Source organism: Actinotalea alkalitolerans (genome assembly GCF_023369855.1).
Lineage (GTDB): Bacteria > Actinomycetota > Actinomycetes > Actinomycetales > Cellulomonadaceae > Actinotalea.
On record NZ_JAMBPP010000005.1, the window covers coordinates 165,399 to 181,995 of the forward strand.

The window sequence follows — 16,597 nt, forward strand, 5'->3', positions numbered from 1 at the left end:
GTCGATCCTTCCTGGTGGGGGCACATCCGAACGATCAGACACCTGGAGCCCCCATGCCCAGCACCGCCACCGTGATCACCGCACAGCCCCCTCGCCGTCGCACCCCGGCAGTGCTGGGCCGCGCGTCCGTCCGGACGAAGATCCTCTCCCTGGTTGCTGTGTTCACGGTGTTCAGCGCCGGGCTGAGCCTCCTGGCCATCACGTCGATGACCACCCTCAAGGACGACGCCGAGCTGATCGCCACGACCCAGGCGTCGGTGGGCACCTCGCTCACCGCCCTGAAGGACGGCATGTGGAACGTCCGCATGTACATCCCCCTGGTCGCCGCGTACGAGGGGGACGGCAAGGACGACCAGCTCGCCCGCCTGCAGGCCGCGTACGACCAGCTCGACACCGCCTCCGCCGCGTTCGTGACTGCCTTCGAGGAGGCCAACGGTCGCCAGCCGGAGCGCTGGCAGGACTTCGTCTCCTCGCTCGCGAGCTACCGCCAGATGGTCGACGGGGAGCTGATGGACGCCGCGATGTCCGACGACCGCGAGACGTTCGCCGCGATCCGTGCCGGCGGGGCCGCCGACCTCGGCGCCGCGATGATCGGGAACCTCACCGAGCTCGAGGCGGAGGTTGTGACCCTCTCGGCCGCCCTCGCGCAGGAGACCGACGACGACGCCCACCAGGCGATCGGGGTCGTCATCGTCCTGAGCGTGACGGGTGTGCTGGTCGCCGCGGCGCTGGGCGTGGCCCTCGCAGGCGTCATCCGCCGGTCCGTGGTCGACGTCAAGCGCTCGGTCGACGCGATGGCCACGGGTGACCTGACCGTCCGGCCGGTCGTCCGCTCCCAGGACGAGATCGGGCAGATGGCCCAGGCCCTGGTCCTCGCCCAGGACGCGCTGCGGGCCCTGGTCCTGGGCGTCGTCGACTCCTCGTCGATGGTGGCGGCCGCCGCCGAGGAGCTCTCCGCCGCGAACACGCAGGTCGCGGGCAGCGCGCAGGAGTCCTCCGCACAGGCCGGTGTGGCCGCTGCCGCCGCCGAGCAGGTCTCGCGCGACGTCCAGACCGTGGCTGCGGGCGCGGAGCAGATGGGTGCCTCGATCCGGGAGATCGCGCAGAACGCCAACGACGCCGCCCGGGTCGCGGCGCGCGCGGTGCAGATCTCGGACACCGCAGCGGGGACCGTCAGCGCCCTGGGCGACAGCTCCCAGGAGATCGGGAACGTCGTCAAGCTGATCACCAGCATCGCCGAGCAGACGAACCTCCTCGCGCTGAACGCGACGATCGAGGCCGCCCGTGCCGGTGAGGCCGGCAAGGGGTTCGCCGTCGTGGCCGGTGAGGTCAAGGAGCTCGCCCAGGAGTCGGCCCGGGCCGCGGAGGACATCGGCGCACGGATCGCGACCAACCAGGGTCAGACCGCTGCAGCGGTGGGTGCGATCGGGGAGATCGGCCAGATCATCGCCTCGATCAACGACTACCAGCTGACCATCGCCAGTGCCGTGGAGGAGCAGACGGCCACCACCAACGAGATGTCCAGGGGTGTCACCGAGGCCGCGACGGGCTCGAACGAGATCGCCGTGAACCTCACCGGCATCGCCGCAGCGGTGGCCTCCTCGCACGACGTCCTGGCACAGATGGGTGGCTCCACGGACGAGCTGGCGCGGATGGCTGCGGACCTCCGGGTCAAGGTCGCCGCGTTCACCTGCTGAGCCCCGAGGGTCTGGCGTCGAGGGTGGTGCCGTCGGGGTCGGCGGCGCCACGGCAATGGCTCACATCCCCCGGCCGACGGTCGATCTGACATCTGCGCGACACCGCGCGAATCACGTGGAGGCGATGTGTCACGCATCAGGGTGCTGGTGGTCGACGACTCGGTCGTCGTGCGCCGCCTCGTGACCGACGCGTTGTCCTCCGACCCGGCGATCGAGGTCGTCGGGGTCGCCGCGAACGGCCAGATCGCGCTGGCCAAGGTCGAGCAGCACGCCCCGGACGTCATCACCATGGACATCGAGATGCCCGTGATGAACGGCATCGAGGCGGTCCGTGCGCTGCGCAGGTCGGGCAACCGGACGCCCATCATCATGTTCTCCACGCTCACCGAGCGGGGTGCGTCGGCCACCCTCGACGCGCTCGCCGCAGGAGCGACGGACTACGTCACCAAGCCCGCGAACGTCGGCAGCGTGCAGCAGTCGTTGGCCCAGGTGGCCGATCAGCTGCTGCCACGGATCAAGGCGTTCGTCCGCCGGGTCGACGTCCCCACGGCGGTCACCACCGCCGTCCCGTCCGGCGCGAGCACGGACCGCCGTCCCGCGCGGCCGACCGTGCAGCTGCGCCCCCGGCCCGAGAGCCGGTCCAAGCCGATCCGCGCCGTGGTGATCGGGTCCTCGACCGGTGGGCCCGAGGCGCTGTCGCGGGTGCTCACCGGGCTGAGCGCGCCGCTGCCGGTGCCCGTGGTCGTGGTGCAGCACATGCCGCCGGTCTTCACCCGTCAGCTCGCCGCCCGGCTGGACCGGTCGGGGCCGAGCACGGTCGTCGAGGCGGTGGGCGGTGAGTCGCTCAAGCCCGGCACGGTGTACATCGCCCCGGGGGACTTCCACCTCGAGGTCGCGCGCAGCGCGGTGGGCGGTCGCACGGTCGTGACCCAGGGCCCACCGGTGAACTTCTGCCGGCCCTCGGTCGATGTCATGTTCCGCTCAGCGGTCGCCGTCTACGGCGGTGAGCTGCTCGGGGTGGTTCTGACGGGCATGGGCTCCGACGGCAGGTCGGCGTGCGAGGACCTGGTCACCGCCGGCGGCACGGTCATCGTCCAGGACGAACCCACCAGCGTGGTGTGGGGGATGCCCGGGGCCGTGGCCATGGCCGGCCTGGCCCACTCGATCCTCCCGCTGGACGAGATCGCCGCGACGGTGACACGGACCGTCCTGCACCAGCACGAGAACGGAGGTCTGCGATGACACTGGCACCTGACACCTTCGCCTTCGTCGCGGACCTGGTCCGACGACGCAGCGCGATCCAGCTCGAGCCGGGCAAGGAGTACCTCGTCGAGAGCCGGCTGCTGCCGCTGGCCCGGACTGCCGGGCTGCTCGACGTGGACAGCTACGTGCGTGGCATCCGCGCCGCGCCCCACCCCACGACCCTCGAGGCGGTCGTCGAGGCGCTGACGACCAACGAGACGTCGTGGTTCCGTGACGCCCTGCCCTTCCGCGCGCTGGTCGACCACGTCGTGCCCGAGATGCTCACGGCGACCACGAGCGGCATGTTCGCCCCGCAGCTGCGCATCTGGTCAGCGGCGTGCTCGAGCGGTCAGGAGCCGTACTCGATCGCGATGGCCCTGGCTGACGTCCTCGCCCCGAGCCGGATGAAGATCACCGCCACGGACCTCTCGGACCAGATGCTCGAGCGCGGCCGCTCGGGCCGCTACAGCCAGCTCGAGATCAACCGGGGGCTGCCCGCCCCCATGCTCGTCAAGCACTTCACCCGTGCCGGCGCCGACTGGGAGATCGCCCAGCCGTTGCGCTCGGCGGTGACCTTCCAGCGGCACAACCTGCTGGACGCACCCCCGGTCGGCGGTCCGTTCGACGTCGTCTTCCTGCGCAACGTCCTGATCTACTTCGACCTGGCGACCAAGCGTGACGTCCTGCGCCGGGTCCAGCAGGCCATGCGTCCCGGCGGCTTCCTGCTGCTGGGCGCTGCCGAGACCACCATCGGTGTTGATGACGGCTGGGAGAGGGTCTCCGTCGGCCGCAGCTCCGTCTACCGCCTCGCTCCCCGGAGGGCAGCATGAGAGCACTTGTGATCGACGACTCCCGGACGATGCGCCGGATCATCGTGGGTGTCCTGACCGCGCTGGGCTTCGAGACGGTCGAGGCGGCCGACGGCCGACAGGCCCTGGACGTGCTCGAGCAGGGCATCGAGGTGGACCTCGCGTGCATCGACTGGAACATGCCGGTGATGAACGGGCTCGAGTTCGTGGTGGCCGTCCGCGAGCGCAAGGACTGGCGGGGCGTGACGCTGATGATGGTCACCACCGAGAGCGAGCACGGGCAGATCGTGCGGGCCCTGGCGGCCGGCGCCCACGAGTACATGATCAAGCCCTTCACCCCCGACGCGGTGAAGGAGAAGCTCCAGCTCCTCGGGCTGGTCGAGATTGAGGAGCTCGTATGAGCATGCAGGTGGACACGACGGCCTTCGCGGGCACCGACCCCGTATACGTGATCGCCGAGGAGGTCTTCTCCTCGATGATCGACGGCGAACCGGGGTTCCTGCGGCACTGGGACGGCGACCCGCCGCCCATCGTCGACGCGATGCACGCCTGGGTCGACGTCCACGGCGCGACGAACGGCCGGGTGCTGCTGAGCACCGAGCGCTCGACCGCCGACGACCTGGCCCGCGCGCTGCTGCAGATGGGGCCGACCGAGCCGGTCAGCGACGAGGACTTCGCCGACGCCCTGGGTGAGGTCGCGAACATCGTCGGCGGCAACGTCAAGGCGCTCGTCCCCGACCCCGGGGTGCTCACCCTGCCCCAGGTCACCCACGAGAGGCCGCACACCGACCCCGAGGCGCTCATCTACGAGCTGCCCCTGGACTGGCGCGGGTCCCTCGTCGTGATCGGCCTCTGGAGGCTCCTGTGAGCCAGGGCCAGTCGCTCAGCACGGTCAGTGAAGGCACAGCACGGGCAAGGTGGTACTGATGAGAGTCCTGGTCGCCGACGACAGCCGCGTGATGCGGCAGATCGTCATCCGCACCCTGCGTCAGGCGGGCTACGACTGGTGGGAGATCACCGAGGCCGCCGACGGCGCGGTCGCCCTGGACCTGGTGCGCTCCGAGCAGCCCGACCTGGTGCTCTCGGACTGGAACATGCCCGAGATGACGGGCATCGACCTGCTGCGCCGGATGCGCGCCGAGGGCATCGAGATCCCGTTCGGCTTCGTCACCTCGGAGGGTTCGAACGAGATGCGTGAGGCCGCCGACGCCGCGGGTGCCCTGTTCCTCATCGCGAAGCCCTTCACGGCCGAGGTCTTCAGCGACACCATCGACCCCTTCCTCGCATGAGCGCCCAGGTGACGCGGCCGACGCCGCTGCCCGCGGCCCTCGAGGTGCGTGAGCTGATCGAGGGGCTGCTCGGCCGGGACGTCGGCGGGACCGTCGGCACCGGTGCGGTCGACCCGGCCCAGCACCCGGGAGCGGTGGTGGGTGTGTACGTGGACAACCTGCTCAAGCTCAAGGCACTGGTGGTCCTGGACATGCCGCTCGCCGCGCACGTCGGCGCCGCGATCGCGCTCATCCCCGCCACGGGTTCCCGTGCCGCGGTCGAGGACGGTCTGCTCACCCCCGCGCTGTACGACAACACCGCCGAGGTCCTCAACGTGGCCGCGTCGCTGTTCAACGCCGACGGGGCGCCGCACCTGCGTCTCTACGAGGCCTATGCGCCCCGTGAGGCTCTGCCCCCGGACGTCGCGAAGTGGGTGCTGGCCTACGTCCAGCGCCTCGACCTCGAGCTCGAGATCTCCGGCTACGGCTCGGGGCGGGCGTCGGTCCTGGTCCTCTGACCGGTCCGGGGACGGGTCTGCGGGCTGCTCGCACCCGTCGCCGGTACGAGAGCACCTGCCGGGACTCAACCGGCGGGTGCTCTCGTGCGTGTACACATCATGAGCATGTCGATCACCGAGCACGGGTCACCGCCCGGCGGCACCGCCCCGGCCGACGGCGTCCTGCCGGTCGGCGTCGAGGCGGAGACCGTCACCGTCGACCTCGACCGACGCGGCGAGGCTGATCGCGAGTCGGAGTTCGCGGCCTTCATGGCCGGCTCGGCGCCGCAGCTCGCGCGGACGGCATGGCTGCTCTGCGGCGACGCGCACCTGGCGGACGAGCTCGTGCAGCAGGCGCTGGTGCGCACCTACCTGGCGTGGCCGCGTGCTCGTCAGGGCGACCCGTTGGCCTACGCACGACGCACCCTGGCGAACCTGCGCATCGACCTGTGGCGGCGGCGCCGTCGTGAGGTGCTGACGGCGCCGGCGGAGATGCCCGAGGGCGGTCACGCGTCGGGTGCCGACCGGCATGCCGAGCGTGACGAGCTGGTCCGCGCACTCGCGACCCTGAGCACGCGCCAGCGGCGGATCGTCGTCCTGCGGCACTTCGTCGGGATGACCGACGCCGAGGTGGCCGACGACCTCGGCGTGTCGGTGGGCACGGTCAAGTCGACGGCCTCGCGGGGCCTGGTGCGTCTGCGGACGGTGCTGGACGGCGAGAGAGCGGACGGGCGCCACGACGGCGACCACGCGGTGGGAACCACGAAGGGAGCGACCGATGGCGCGCGATGAGGACCTGGGGTCGTTGAGCACCTGGTTCGACGAGACCTCGGCCGAGGGTCGAGCGGCGGACGCCCTGGCGCAGGAGCGTCGTGCAGCGCAGGCGGAGGCCGAGGAGGACTTCGCCCGCGGTCTGCGGGAGAGGGTCGACCTGGTGGCGCCGCCGGTCCCGGTGCGTCTGGACCGGGTGGTGCCGCGCGCACGCCGTCGACGCGCCTTGGTGCGCGGGGTCGCGTCGTGCGCGGCGGCTGCTGCGGTGCTCGGGGGGGTCGCGGTGGTGCAGGCGCTCCCGTGGGAGTCGACGGCCGTGGCGCCCGCGTCCCAGGAGACCGAGGACCCGTCGCAGGGGGCGGCGACCGACGACGTCGCGGAAGAGGTCAGCACCGGCGAAGAGGCCGTCAGCGCCACGGGCGGCACGTTCTGGTACGTCCTGAGCGAGAGTCGCGACCCCGGGACCACGGATGCCCCGGAGGTCATGGAGTCGTGGTCGAGCCTCGACCAGCCCGGTCTCCTGGTCTGGGGCGGTGACCTGTCGACCGCTGCGGGGAAGGGTCCCTCAGACGTCGTCGGGCGGTTCCGCATCGACGGGGAGTGGGTCGACATGCTGCGCGAGCCCGAGCGGCTGCCCACCGACGCCGCGGGCCTGGGTGAGGTGCTGCGGGCCAGCGTCGAGCCGGACCGCCGCAGCGGGTCCGACGACGAGAAGGTCTTCGGCATGGCCCGGGACCTGATGACGGCGGGCGGGTTGGTCCCCGACGCGCTGCGCCGCGCGGCCTGGGAGGTGGCGACCGGTCTGCCGGGTGCGCAGATGGCTCCGGGCGAGGACTCCACCGGCCGGGCAGGTCAGGTCGTCGAGTACACGCAGGACGGCGCGCCCGTCAGGATCGTGTGGGACGAGGATGCGGCGCTGAAGCTCGAGGAGACGAGCGACGGGTGGACCTCGATCCTCCTGGAGCAGCGCTTCTCCACCGACCCGCTCCCGGTCGAGCCCACCCTGGAGAACGCCGGCTGCGCCCAGTGGTCCACCTGCTGAGCGGACGCCCGTCACCCTGGGTCGGTCGACGCCCGTCCGTAGCGTGCGGCGAGCCGTCGGGCGGCCTCGTGCAGCGGGGGCGGCCCGACGACGTCCAGGTCGCACCCGAACAGCCCGAACCAGGCGGCGAGCCCGTCCCACGACCAGGAAGCGGCGACCACCCGGCACCGGTCCTCGGCGAGGGGCTCGACCACGGCCTCGCGGCCGGCCCATCGGGCGATCGACTCGGCGGGGGCGTGCAGCACGGCTTCGCCGGTGCACGGCAGCGGGTCGTGGTGGGTGAAGCTCCGGGCGACGTAGGTCGCGACGTCGGGGTCGGGCAGGGTGCGGGGGGTGAACCGGGGGCCGGTCGGTGTGCGGGGAGTCATCCGGTCGACCCGGAAGGTGCGCCAGTCGGCACGGTCCAGGTCCCAGGCGACCAGGTACCACCGCCCGCGCCAGGTCACCAGGTGGTGGGGCTCGACCCGGCGTGGGGGACGCGGGGGCTGCTCGTCGGGCGGCGGGTCCTGGCCGGCCGCCGGTCCTGCGGACCCCGCGTAGTCGAACCGCAGCACCTCGCGGGCCCGGACGGCGCCGCCCACCGCGACGAGGCGCTCGCTGTCGACCGCCACGGCGTCGCGCCGGGTGCTCACCGAGGTGACCTGGAGGGCGTCGATCCGGGGTCGTAGCCGCGTGGGCATCACCTGGCGCACCGTGGCCAGGGCGCGCAGCGCGGCGTCGTCGACCCCGTCGACGCCGGTCGACGCGGTCTGGAGCACCACCGCCAGGGCCACGGCCTGCTCGTCGTCGAAGAGCAGCGGGGGCAGGTGCGTCCCGGCGTCGAGCCGGTAGCCGCCGTCGGGCCCCTTGGTGGCCAGCACCGGGTAGCCGAGCTCGCGCAGGCGGTCCACGTCCCGGCGCACCGTGCGGGGGGTGACCCCCAGACGGTCCGCGAGCACCGCCCCGGGCCAGTCCCGGCGCGCCTGGAGCAGGGACAGCAGCGTCAGCAACCTGCTCGACGGGTCGGTGCTCTCGGGGTGCATGCCTCCCAGGATGCCCCAGGTGGCGGACAGGATCTGACCTCTACCACCGACAGGCTCGGAGGGTCCGCAGCGACCACCCGAACTGGAGCACCCATGATCCGCACCCGACAGCTGACCAAGACCTTCGAGGTGAGTCGCACCGAGACGGTGCACGCCGTCCGCGACCTCGACCTCGACATCGCCCCCGGGGAGCTGGTCGCCGTGCTGGGCCCCAACGGCGCCGGCAAGACCACGACCCTGCGCATGCTCACCACCCTGATCCGGCCGACGGCGGGATCGGCGACCGTCGCCGGCCACGACGTCACCACGCACCCCGCGCAGGTGCGCCGCAGCATCGGCTACGTCGGGCAGGGCAACGGGGCGGGTCACACCCAGCGGGTGCTCGACGAGCTCGTCACCCAGGGCGTGGTCTACGGTCTGCCCCGCCGCACGGCCCGTGACCGCGCCCACGAGCTCGCCGACTCCCTGCACCTGACCGACCTGGCCCGGCGCAAGGTCAGCGACCTGTCCGGGGGACAACGTCGGCGGCTCGACGTCGCGCTGGGTCTGGTGCACGCACCACGGCTCCTCTTCCTCGACGAGCCCTCGACCGGACTGGACCCGCACAGCCGCGCGAACCTCTGGGAGCACATCCTGCGGCTGCGGCGCGAGCACGGGATGACCCTGGTGCTGACCACCCACTACCTCGACGAGGCCGACCAGATGGCCGAGCGCGTCGTGGTCGTCGACCACGGCCGGATCATCGCCGACGACACCGCCGACGCCCTCAAGCGCGACCTGGCCGGGGACCGCGTGCACGCCGAGGTCCCGCCCGGACCGCAGGCCGCGGCCGACGCCTCCCGGCTCGCCGAGGTCGTGGGCCGGCTGCCCGGGGCACGCGAGGTGCAGGTCGAGGGCCACACCGTCCAGGCGCGGGTGACCGACGGCCCTGCAGGGGTGGTGGAGCTGGTCCGCGCGGCCACCGCCGGGGGCCTGGACCTGGCCAGGGTCCAGGCCGTCCAGCCGACCCTCGACGACGTCTTCCTCGAGCTCACCGGTCGCAGCCTGCGGGAGCAGGCCGTCACCGACCCCCTCACCACCGACCCACTCACCACCCAGGGCGACGCACCCGTCGCCGGGAAGGACGCAGCATGACCGCCGAGACCACCCCCGTCGCCACCCGCAGGGGCGTCATGCCCGAGCCGACCACGCCCGACGCCCCGGACCGCAGGAGCTGGTTCGCCGACACCTGGACCGTGATGGTGCGTGAGCTGCGCCCCGTGGCCCGCGAACCCTTCAACCTCGTCTTCGGCCTCGTGCAGCCCCTGGTCTTCCTGGGGCTCTTCGGCCCGCTGCTCGCGGGCTCCCTGGGTGACACCGGTGTGCTGGGGCCCGACGTCTGGCAGTGGTTCGTCCCCGCGATCCTGGTGATGCTCACCCTGTTCGGGTCCTCGACCACGGGGGCGAACCTGCAGCTCGAGATGCAGACCGGCGCCCACGAGCGGCTGCTGGTCACACCCTTGCCGCGCTCCTCCCAGCTGGTCGGCCGCTCGCTCAAGGAGATGGTGCCGATCGTCGCGCAGGCGGTCGTCATCGTCCTGGTGATGCTGCCGTTCGGGTTCGCCCTGCACGGGACGGGCGCCGTGCTCGGCCTGCTGCTCCTGGGGGTGCTCGGGGTGGGCCTCGGCTCGTTGAGCTACACCCTGGCGCTCGCGGTGCGCTCGCAGGAGTGGATGTTCTGGGCCGTCCAGCAGACCGTGCTCTTCCCCGCGATGATCCTGTCCGGGATGCTGCTCCCGCTCGAGAACGGACCCGGCTGGATGCAGGTCGCGGCACGGGCCAACCCGGTCGCCTACGTCGTGGACGCCGAGCGGGCGCTCTTCGCCGGTGAGGTGTGGTCCTCGACGGTCGCGTGGGGCTGGGTCGCAGCCCTGCTGACCGCAGCGGTGGGGCTGGCGGCCGGGGTGCGGGCGATCTCCCGCAGCACCGACTGAGGATCAGCTCGTGGGGCGGTAGGTCCAGTGCCAGGGTTCGCGGGGGACGTCCTCGACGAAGCCGTAGTCCTTGGCGTTGGACCGCATCCACGCCTGCGCGGTGCTGTCGAGCTTGAGGTCAAGGGCGATGCCCCAGCCGTGGTTGCTCGTGCCGGGTGCGGCGGCGAGCCCACCCTGGGAGTACAGGCCCTTGCGCTTGACCAGGTCGACCTGGACGTCGAAGGGCCGGTAGGAGTCGGTGACACCGATGCTGACCCCGTCGCGGGCCGCCGCAGCCCTCATGGCCTCGAAGGACCGGGCCGCGGGAGCCCACAGCGAGTGCCCGCTGACCCCGTCGATGGGGCTCAGCGCATGCCCCGGGACGGTGCCGTTGCCGTACTGGACCAGCTCGAGGGGCACGCCCTTGGCGTTGACCTGACCGGCGCCGGACCCGGGGGCCGACGGGGCCGTCAGGGTCGCGGTGGACATGCCGCCGATCGACCCCTGGGCGGCGATCGCGTCGGTCAGGGCTGCGCCGAAGGTCGACGACGTGGACGCGGCAAGCGCGCTGACGGGTGCCACCACCGCAGGCTGGGGCGCCAACGAGGCGATGGTCGACTGGATCTGCAGGATCCTCTGGCTGATGCCGGCGATCGCCTCCACACGCACCACCTTCCGGCTCGGGATCTCACGCGTACCTGGCCTATCGGCCGGGCACGGTGGGGTGTGAGGTGCAGGCGGGTGAATTCGCTGAGCCGAACGGGTGGTGACGGCCCCGGATCCGGCCGCGTCGGCCCGGGGCGCGCCTAGTGTCGTGCTGTCAGCGAAAAGGGCAAACCCGTCCGTAAGGCGGGGACGCAAAGCCACGGGACCCTCAGGGTCAGCCGGGCCACCGAACGAAGGACTCCTCATGGGTGACCACGCAGTCGCGAAGTCGACGTACTCCAGCACCGACATCTTCGGTGCGAGCGCACCGTCGGCCCCCGTCCCGCCGCAGGTCCTGGCCCGCTGGGCCGCCCTGGCTGCCGAGCGTGCCTCGATGGCCTTCCTGCCGCACCAGGTCCCGACCCGCGCCGCGAGCTGACCTCCCCACCGGCGGTGCCGAGGACCTCAGGTCACTGGTAGCTGACGAAGTCGGGGACCGGTTGCACCTGGAAGGTCTGCTCGGGGGTCAGCATCGGGGTGTCCTCGTCGAGGAAGTTCTTCCATCCCCACCACACGCGGGGCGGGGCGTCGCGACGCAACGCGTTCCAGGTGTCGGCCTTGGCCGGCTGGCTGCCCTGACCGTCGGCGTGGATGAGCACCGCGAGCTCCTCGCGTGAGGTGTCGACCGAGGCGCGGTCGCTGATCATCCGCAGCGTGAACTGGTGCAGGATCAGCAGCTTCTGAGGCAGCTGGTTCTCCTTCGTCAGCTCGGCGAGGTAGTCCACGACGGTGTTGATCTCGGCGGCACCCACCGAACCGATCTGGCGCAGGTGCACCTGGTCGGGGGCGAGCCGCCACTCCGGGTCGAGGGCGAGCCCGACGTTCGGGTACAGCAGCAGCTGCTCGTACAGGCGCGCCTGGGTCAGGAAGTCGGTGCGCCCCGGCTGGAGGTCGATCACCACGTAGACCCCGGCCTCCTGCGCGGCCTCGACCCACGGCACGAACGTCTCGACCGGGAGCTTGTTCGAGTACGTCCCGTCCGCCCCGGCGTCGGCGGAGGCCACCGTCGCGATCATCTCGAAGGCGGGCACGACGACGTCGTCGGTCAGCGCCTGGTACTCCGCGGCGAGGGCCTGCGCGCGCGCGATGCTCGCGTCGACGTCCTGCTCGCCCAGCAGGCCCAGGGCCGGGAAGGTGGGCGTCCCGTAGAGAGCGACCATCCGACGTCCGGGGAAGAGCACCTGACCGCCGCCCGGGAGCTCGACACCGGTCGCGGCCGTCGCGGCCTTCCAGGCGAGGGACTGGCTGTGGCCGAAGGCGCTGGACAGGCCGATCACGGTGTCGGCGGAGATCCCGGCGAGGTCCTGGATCGTCGCGCTGTCCCGGCGGGGGTCGCCCGAGGGCGCCGTCAGCACGGGCAGGCCGACCGAGCGGGCCGTCGCGACGGCGGCGAGCTGCGTCTCCTCACCCGTGGTGAGGACCACGCCGCCCTCGACCGGCTCGGCGAGCTCGGTGAGCGGCACGGTGTTCTCGGGGTCTGTCGCGGTCGCGGCCGCGGTGTCGTCGGAGGCGCCGGTAGGCGACGGGGGCGGTGAGGGCTCGGCCGTGGGGCGCCCTGCGGTCGACCCGCCGAGCAGCACGGGGCGCCCGCGTTCGAGGGCCACGACCTCGGTGAGCACGTCGTCGGCGGGGGCGGGCTCGCCTGCGTCCGCTGCGTCGTCGTCCTCAGGTCGGTCGGTCGTCCCCGGTCCGGTGTCGGCCTCCCAGCCGAGCAGGTCCGCGAGCTGGTCGTCCTGCGCGGGGACCTCGACGACGTCCACGTCGCCCAGCCCGCCGACCGGGACGTCCCCGACGCTCAGGACCGTCAGGACCTCGAGCCGCTCGAGCTCGACCTCCGTCGGGTGCGGGGCTGAGGAGTCACCGTTCGGGTCGGGTGCGTCCCACAGGAGCATCGGTGCGCCCACGGCAACCGCGACCGACGCGGCCCGCCGCTGGGCGTCGACGTCGTCCGCGGGTGCGACCACCGCGAGCGGTGCGCTCAGGTAGAGGGCGGCGCTGGTGGCCGCGGCGAGCTCGACCGGGCCGTCCCCGGGGAGCACCACGGCGGGGTCATCGGGCAGGCGCACCTCGGCGACGTGGACGGTCGGCTCGGGAGTGGGCGTGGGGGACGGTGTCGCCCGCCCGCCGTCCGGGTCGCTGTCGGGCGTGCAGCCGAGCAGCAGACCACTGCCCAGCGCGAGGCACAGGGCTGCCGCCCGGAACGTCGTCGGTCGCATGGGGCCTCTCGGGTCGTCTCCCGTGGGGACGCGGGTGGTCGCGGCTCGGTGGGCGGTCGTCGGGCACGTCCACACTAGGGCTGAGCCGTGCCACCCGCACGACCGATCACGAGCAGGACGGGGAGCACCATGGACGAGCCGATCCCGCTGGCAGCCAGGATCCTCGTCGGGGTGTGCCTGCTCGGTGGCGCGTGGACCGTGCGGACCATCACGCGGCGCGCGGCCGACGGGCGCCTGGGCCGCAACCAGCTGGCTGGCCTGCGGACCACGGCCACCCTGCGCAGCGACGAGGCGTGGCGGGCCGGACACCGCGCGGGACTGCCGTCCAACGAGATCGGTGCGACCGGGCTCGCGCTCGCAGGTCTCGCGATCCTCGTGCTGCCCGACGGCGTGGCCCTGATCGCGGTCTCCCTGGGCGGCGCGGTCTGGGCCGTCGGCTGGTTGCTGCACGCGATGGTCCTGGCGAACCGCGCGGCCCGGGTTGTCGAGCCTGACCGGCCCGCGGCAGACGACGAGAAATAACCCCTTGGCAAGGCCGCGGATCGCGACGTAGCGTCTCTCGGACACGGGAAAGGAGGTGGTCCAGAACATGATTTCTTCTTGGACGCGTGAGGTGACTGCCCGCTAGTCGCCCGAGTGCATCGGACGGATTGCTCCGGTCCCGAGACCGCCACCGGCGGCAGCGAGACCCAGGCAGTCACCGCAGCCCGTGGGTGCCGTGAGTCGTCCGCACGGCACGCCGGTCACCCCGACCGGCAGCCCACGGGCTGTCGCACGCCCGGTCACCCCGGCACGCCCGGTCACCCCCGGCGGGCGAACGGTGCGACGACGGCCCGCCCGGTCGCGGCCGCGACGCCGACCATCGCCCCCAGCAGCGCGGCGATCTCCAGGCCCCCGGTCACCGCCCCGCCGATCGCACCCAGGACCACCCCGGCGACACCGAAGGTGAGCACGTGCAGCGCCTGGTGGCGGACCCGGCGCAACGACCAGCCGAGCACCCACGCGAGGGTGGGGCCGACCACCATGAAGCCCATGCCGGCCAGCGCGGCGATCGGTATCGCCAGCTGAAGGACCCCTTCGTCGGCCCCCGTGCCGGCGAGCGCCCCGGGCGGCGCGCCCGAGAGCACCGCGACGGTCAGGGCCAGGAACGTCACGGACGCCGCGAGGCACCCCACCAGGACCGCCGTGAGGCCGAAGCCGACCGCCCACGTGCTGCGGGGGGCGTCGTCGGCGGCCATCCCGCCACTGTAGGTCGGGGGCGTGGGGCGACAGGTCACAATGGTCCCGTGACAGCGACCTACCGTGTGATGACCGTGTGCACCGGAAACATCTGCCGATCGCCGATGGCCGAGGTGGTGCTGCGTGACCGCCTCGAGTCCGCGGGCCTGGGCGACGTCGTCGAGGTCGACTCGACCGGGATCAGCGACGAGGAGCACGGCAACCCGCTGGACCGGCGCGCACGGGCCGTGCTCGCCGCCCACGGGTACCCCACCCCCGACCACCACGCCCGTCAGGTCACCGCGGTGGACCTGGTCGCCCGGGACCTGGTGCTCGCGATGACCTCCGCGCACGCCCGTGCGCTGCGCACGCTGGCCCGCGGCGACCAGCGGGTGGCCGAGCGCATCCGCATGTTCCGCAGCTTCGACCCCGCAGCCCCCACCGACGGCCCCGAGCACGCGCTGGACGTCGACGACCCCTGGTACGGCGACCAGGCGGGCTTCGAGGTGACGCTCGCCGAGGTCGAGGCCGCCGCGGACGCGATCGTCGACCACGTGCGCAGCGCGCTCGAGGGCCGGGGATGAGCTGATGAAGGTCTCCCGCCGGTCCCAGGTCCCGCCGTTCGCGGTGATGGAGGTGCTCGCCGCGGCCAACGCCCGGCGGGACGCCGGAGAGTCGATCATCAACCTGTGCGCGGGGCAGCCGTCCTCAGGGGCCAGCGAGGTCGTGCGGGACCGGGCCACGGCGCTGCTGGCCTCGGGCGACCTGGGCTACACCGAGGCCGTCGGCGCCCCGGCGCTGCGCCGGGCCATCGCGGGTCACTACGCCCACTGGTACGGCGTCGACGTCGACCCGGCCCAGGTGGCGGTGGCCACCGGCTCGTCGGGCGCCTTCCTGCTGGCCTTCCTCGCGGCCTTCGACCCGGGCGACCGGGTGGCACTGGCCCGGCCCGGGTACCCCGCCTACAAGAACATCCTCACCTCGCTCGGCTGCGAGGTGGTCGAGCTGGCCTGCGGGCCGCAGACCCGTTACCAGCCCACGGTCCAGCAGCTCACCCAGGCGTACTACGAGGGCGGGCTCGACGGCGTGATCCTGGCCAGCCCCGCCAACCCGACCGGCACGATGGTCGAGCCGACCGAGCTCGAGGCGCTCGCAGCCTGGTGCGCGCAGTACGAGGTGCGCCTGATCAGCGACGAGATCTACCACGGCATCACCTACGACGGCGAGGTGCAGCAGGCCACCGCTGCGGGTCACGTCGGGCAGGGAGCCGTGGTGGTCTCGTCCTTCTCCAAGTACTGGGCGATGACGGGGTGGCGGCTGGGATGGCTCGTGCTGCCCCCTGACCTGGTGGCACCGGTCGACGCGCTCGCCGGGAACGTGGCGCTGTGCCCACCGGCCCTGGCGCAGCACGCGGCGGTGGTGGCCTTCAGCCCGCAGGGATACGCCGCGGCGGAGGCCGACGTCGCGCAGTACGAGGCGTCCCGGGCCCTGCTGCTCCGGCGGCTCCCCGAGCTCGGGTGGGGGCAGGTGGCCCCGCCCGACGGCGCGTTCTACCTCTACGCCGACATCTCCGCCTCGGGTCTGGACTCGGTGACCTGGTGCGCTCGACTGCTCGACGAGGCGGGCGTCGCCCTGACCCCCGGGACCGACTTCGACAGCGTCGACGGGCGGGAGTGGGTGCGGCTGTCCTTCGCCTCGGCCCCCGACCTGATCGACCAGGCGGTCGACCGCATCGTCGCGTGGCAGGCGACGATCACCCACCACGACCTGGGAGCCAGCCCATGACGCGGCACCGGATCTTCGGCATGAGCTTCGCCAGCATCTACCCGCTCTACCTGGCCAAGGTCGAGCGCAAGGGGCGAAGCAAGGACGAGGTGGACCAGGTCATCTCCTGGCTCACCGGCTACGACGCAGCCGGTCTGGAGGAGGCCATCAGCTCCGGGGTCGACCTGGAGACCTTCTTCGCCCAGGCCCCGGCGATGAACCCGAACACCTCGCTCCTCACCGGTGTGGTCTGCGGGATCCGGGTCGAGGAGATCCAGGACCCGCTGATGCAGCAGATCCGCTTCATGGACAAGCTCGTCGACGAGGTGGCTCGGGGCAAGAAGATGTCGTCGATCCTGCGGGGCGGCGGCGCCGTGGCCGCGACCTGAACCGC

20 protein-coding genes and 1 riboswitch are annotated in these 16,597 nt (G+C 72.6%); of the genes, 16 read left to right on the forward strand and 4 right to left on the reverse strand.

Annotated elements, in window-relative coordinates; genetic code table 11:
• Positions 1 to 53 precede the first annotated feature (53 nt).
• The 9 genes from M1R94_RS07730 to M1R94_RS07770 all read left to right on the forward strand — a co-directional run bounded on the left by M1R94_RS07730 (position 54) and on the right by M1R94_RS07770 (position 7,326).
• Positions 54 to 1,697, forward strand: coding sequence for a methyl-accepting chemotaxis protein (locus M1R94_RS07730; RefSeq protein WP_249381093.1), 1,644 nt, complete (start codon positions 54 to 56; stop codon positions 1,695 to 1,697).
• 126 nt (positions 1,698 to 1,823) lie between these two features.
• Positions 1,824 to 2,939, forward strand: coding sequence for a protein-glutamate methylesterase/protein-glutamine glutaminase (locus M1R94_RS07735; protein ID WP_249381094.1), 1,116 nt, complete (start codon positions 1,824 to 1,826; stop codon positions 2,937 to 2,939).
• Positions 2,936 to 3,769: a CheR family methyltransferase gene (locus M1R94_RS07740; RefSeq protein WP_249381095.1), complete on the forward strand. Its 834-nt coding sequence runs from the start codon at positions 2,936 to 2,938 to the stop codon at positions 3,767 to 3,769. Before M1R94_RS07735 ends, M1R94_RS07740 begins: the two co-directional genes overlap by 4 nt.
• On the forward strand, positions 3,766 to 4,149 hold the full coding sequence (locus M1R94_RS07745) for a response regulator (RefSeq protein WP_249381096.1): 384 nt from the start codon (positions 3,766 to 3,768) through the stop codon (positions 4,147 to 4,149). Before M1R94_RS07740 ends, M1R94_RS07745 begins: the two co-directional genes overlap by 4 nt.
• Positions 4,146 to 4,616: a chemotaxis protein CheX gene (locus tag M1R94_RS07750; RefSeq protein ID WP_249381097.1), complete on the forward strand. Its 471-nt coding sequence runs from the start codon at positions 4,146 to 4,148 to the stop codon at positions 4,614 to 4,616. Before M1R94_RS07745 ends, M1R94_RS07750 begins: the two co-directional genes overlap by 4 nt.
• A 58-nt stretch (positions 4,617 to 4,674) precedes the next feature.
• Positions 4,675 to 5,037 carry a response regulator gene (locus M1R94_RS07755; protein ID WP_249381098.1) on the forward strand — a complete coding sequence of 121 codons (363 nt, stop codon included), beginning with the start codon at positions 4,675 to 4,677 and terminating at the stop codon, positions 5,035 to 5,037.
• The gene (locus M1R94_RS07760) at positions 5,034 to 5,534 is read left to right on the forward strand and encodes a hypothetical protein (protein WP_249381099.1); all 501 of its coding nucleotides are present in this window, start codon (positions 5,034 to 5,036) and stop codon (positions 5,532 to 5,534) included. The genes M1R94_RS07755 and M1R94_RS07760 overlap by 4 nt, the downstream gene beginning before the upstream one ends.
• Before the next feature lie 105 nt (positions 5,535 to 5,639).
• A complete protein-coding gene (locus tag M1R94_RS07765; protein WP_283253072.1) occupies positions 5,640 to 6,305 on the forward strand; it encodes a SigE family RNA polymerase sigma factor in 666 nt (221 codons plus the stop codon).
• On the forward strand, positions 6,292 to 7,326 hold the full coding sequence (locus M1R94_RS07770) for a hypothetical protein (RefSeq protein ID WP_249381100.1): 1,035 nt from the start codon (positions 6,292 to 6,294) through the stop codon (positions 7,324 to 7,326). Before M1R94_RS07765 ends, M1R94_RS07770 begins: the two co-directional genes overlap by 14 nt.
• 11 nt (positions 7,327 to 7,337) lie before the next feature.
• Here the strand turns inward: M1R94_RS07770 and M1R94_RS07775 are convergent, their stop codons facing one another.
• A complete protein-coding gene (locus tag M1R94_RS07775; RefSeq protein WP_249381101.1) occupies positions 7,338 to 8,348 on the reverse strand; it encodes a helix-turn-helix transcriptional regulator in 1,011 nt (336 codons plus the stop codon).
• A gap of 93 nt (positions 8,349 to 8,441) precedes the next feature.
• Here M1R94_RS07775 and M1R94_RS07780 point away from each other — a divergent pair, with 93 nt between their 5' ends.
• Both M1R94_RS07780 and M1R94_RS07785 read left to right on the forward strand, forming a co-directional pair.
• Positions 8,442 to 9,482: an ATP-binding cassette domain-containing protein gene (locus M1R94_RS07780; RefSeq protein ID WP_249381102.1), complete on the forward strand. Its 1,041-nt coding sequence runs from the start codon at positions 8,442 to 8,444 to the stop codon at positions 9,480 to 9,482.
• A complete protein-coding gene (locus M1R94_RS07785; protein ID WP_308199887.1) occupies positions 9,479 to 10,321 on the forward strand; it encodes an ABC transporter permease in 843 nt (280 codons plus the stop codon). The genes M1R94_RS07780 and M1R94_RS07785 overlap by 4 nt, the downstream gene beginning before the upstream one ends.
• Before the next feature lie 3 nt (positions 10,322 to 10,324).
• Here the strand turns inward: M1R94_RS07785 and M1R94_RS07790 are convergent, their stop codons facing one another.
• A complete protein-coding gene (locus M1R94_RS07790) occupies positions 10,325 to 10,963 on the reverse strand; it encodes a M15 family metallopeptidase (protein ID WP_249381103.1) in 639 nt (212 codons plus the stop codon).
• Positions 10,964 to 11,121: 158 nt separating this feature from the next.
• Positions 11,122 to 11,197: riboswitch (cyclic di-GMP riboswitch) on the forward strand.
• Positions 11,198 to 11,210: 13 nt separating this feature from the next.
• Between M1R94_RS07790 and M1R94_RS07795 the strand changes: the two genes are divergently transcribed.
• Positions 11,211 to 11,384 carry a hypothetical protein gene (locus M1R94_RS07795; protein WP_249381104.1) on the forward strand — a complete coding sequence of 58 codons (174 nt, stop codon included), beginning with the start codon at positions 11,211 to 11,213 and terminating at the stop codon, positions 11,382 to 11,384.
• 31 nt (positions 11,385 to 11,415) lie between these two features.
• On the opposite strand, the gene M1R94_RS07800 is transcribed toward M1R94_RS07795, so the two are convergent.
• Positions 11,416 to 13,221, reverse strand: a complete 1,806-nt coding sequence (locus tag M1R94_RS07800; RefSeq protein WP_249381105.1) for a hypothetical protein — start codon at positions 13,219 to 13,221, stop codon at positions 11,416 to 11,418.
• Positions 13,222 to 13,350: 129 nt separating this feature from the next.
• On the opposite strand from M1R94_RS07800, the gene M1R94_RS07805 reads away from it, so the two are divergent.
• Positions 13,351 to 13,743: an SdpI family protein gene (locus M1R94_RS07805; protein WP_249381106.1), complete on the forward strand. Its 393-nt coding sequence runs from the start codon at positions 13,351 to 13,353 to the stop codon at positions 13,741 to 13,743.
• A gap of 278 nt (positions 13,744 to 14,021) precedes the next feature.
• Here the strand turns inward: M1R94_RS07805 and M1R94_RS07810 are convergent, their stop codons facing one another.
• Positions 14,022 to 14,459: a hypothetical protein gene (locus tag M1R94_RS07810; protein WP_249381107.1), complete on the reverse strand. Its 438-nt coding sequence runs from the start codon at positions 14,457 to 14,459 to the stop codon at positions 14,022 to 14,024.
• 48 nt (positions 14,460 to 14,507) lie between these two features.
• Here M1R94_RS07810 and M1R94_RS07815 point away from each other — a divergent pair, with 48 nt between their 5' ends.
• Genes M1R94_RS07815 through M1R94_RS07825 form a run of 3 tightly spaced genes read left to right on the forward strand, consistent with a single transcriptional unit; the run spans position 14,508 to position 16,592 of the window.
• Positions 14,508 to 15,023 carry a low molecular weight protein-tyrosine-phosphatase gene (locus M1R94_RS07815; RefSeq protein ID WP_308199888.1) on the forward strand — a complete coding sequence of 172 codons (516 nt, stop codon included), beginning with the start codon at positions 14,508 to 14,510 and terminating at the stop codon, positions 15,021 to 15,023.
• Between the two features lie 4 nt (positions 15,024 to 15,027).
• The gene (locus M1R94_RS07820; protein ID WP_249381108.1) at positions 15,028 to 16,224 is read left to right on the forward strand and encodes a pyridoxal phosphate-dependent aminotransferase; all 1,197 of its coding nucleotides are present in this window, start codon (positions 15,028 to 15,030) and stop codon (positions 16,222 to 16,224) included.
• Positions 16,221 to 16,592 carry a DUF2200 domain-containing protein gene (locus M1R94_RS07825; protein WP_249381109.1) on the forward strand — a complete coding sequence of 124 codons (372 nt, stop codon included), beginning with the start codon at positions 16,221 to 16,223 and terminating at the stop codon, positions 16,590 to 16,592. Before M1R94_RS07820 ends, M1R94_RS07825 begins: the two co-directional genes overlap by 4 nt.
• The last annotated feature ends 5 nt before the right edge of the window (positions 16,593 to 16,597 follow it).

Bases quoted from the DNA above. Each gene is read 5' to 3' on its own strand.
- M1R94_RS07730 (WP_249381093.1), top strand. From the start codon at position 54: ATGCCCAGCACCGCCACCGTGATCACCGCACAGCCCCCTCGCCGTCGC.
- M1R94_RS07740 (WP_249381095.1), top strand. From the start codon at position 2,936: ATGACACTGGCACCTGACACCTTCGCCTTCGTCGCGGACCTGGTCCGA.
- M1R94_RS07745 (WP_249381096.1), top strand. From the start codon at position 3,766: ATGAGAGCACTTGTGATCGACGACTCCCGGACGATGCGCCGGATCATC.
- M1R94_RS07750 (WP_249381097.1), top strand. From the start codon at position 4,146: ATGAGCATGCAGGTGGACACGACGGCCTTCGCGGGCACCGACCCCGTA.
- M1R94_RS07755 (WP_249381098.1), top strand. From the start codon at position 4,675: ATGAGAGTCCTGGTCGCCGACGACAGCCGCGTGATGCGGCAGATCGTC.
- M1R94_RS07760 (WP_249381099.1), top strand. From the start codon at position 5,034: ATGAGCGCCCAGGTGACGCGGCCGACGCCGCTGCCCGCGGCCCTCGAG.
- M1R94_RS07765 (WP_283253072.1), top strand. From the start codon at position 5,640: ATGTCGATCACCGAGCACGGGTCACCGCCCGGCGGCACCGCCCCGGCC.
- M1R94_RS07770 (WP_249381100.1), top strand. From the start codon at position 6,292: ATGGCGCGCGATGAGGACCTGGGGTCGTTGAGCACCTGGTTCGACGAG.
- M1R94_RS07775 (WP_249381101.1), bottom strand. From the start codon at position 8,348: ATGCACCCCGAGAGCACCGACCCGTCGAGCAGGTTGCTGACGCTGCTG.
- M1R94_RS07780 (WP_249381102.1), top strand. From the start codon at position 8,442: ATGATCCGCACCCGACAGCTGACCAAGACCTTCGAGGTGAGTCGCACC.
- M1R94_RS07785 (WP_308199887.1), top strand. From the start codon at position 9,479: ATGACCGCCGAGACCACCCCCGTCGCCACCCGCAGGGGCGTCATGCCC.
- M1R94_RS07795 (WP_249381104.1), top strand. From the start codon at position 11,211: ATGGGTGACCACGCAGTCGCGAAGTCGACGTACTCCAGCACCGACATC.
- M1R94_RS07800 (WP_249381105.1), bottom strand. From the start codon at position 13,221: ATGCGACCGACGACGTTCCGGGCGGCAGCCCTGTGCCTCGCGCTGGGC.
- M1R94_RS07805 (WP_249381106.1), top strand. From the start codon at position 13,351: ATGGACGAGCCGATCCCGCTGGCAGCCAGGATCCTCGTCGGGGTGTGC.
- M1R94_RS07810 (WP_249381107.1), bottom strand. From the start codon at position 14,459: ATGGCCGCCGACGACGCCCCCCGCAGCACGTGGGCGGTCGGCTTCGGC.
- M1R94_RS07820 (WP_249381108.1), top strand. From the start codon at position 15,028: ATGAAGGTCTCCCGCCGGTCCCAGGTCCCGCCGTTCGCGGTGATGGAG.
- M1R94_RS07825 (WP_249381109.1), top strand. From the start codon at position 16,221: ATGACGCGGCACCGGATCTTCGGCATGAGCTTCGCCAGCATCTACCCG.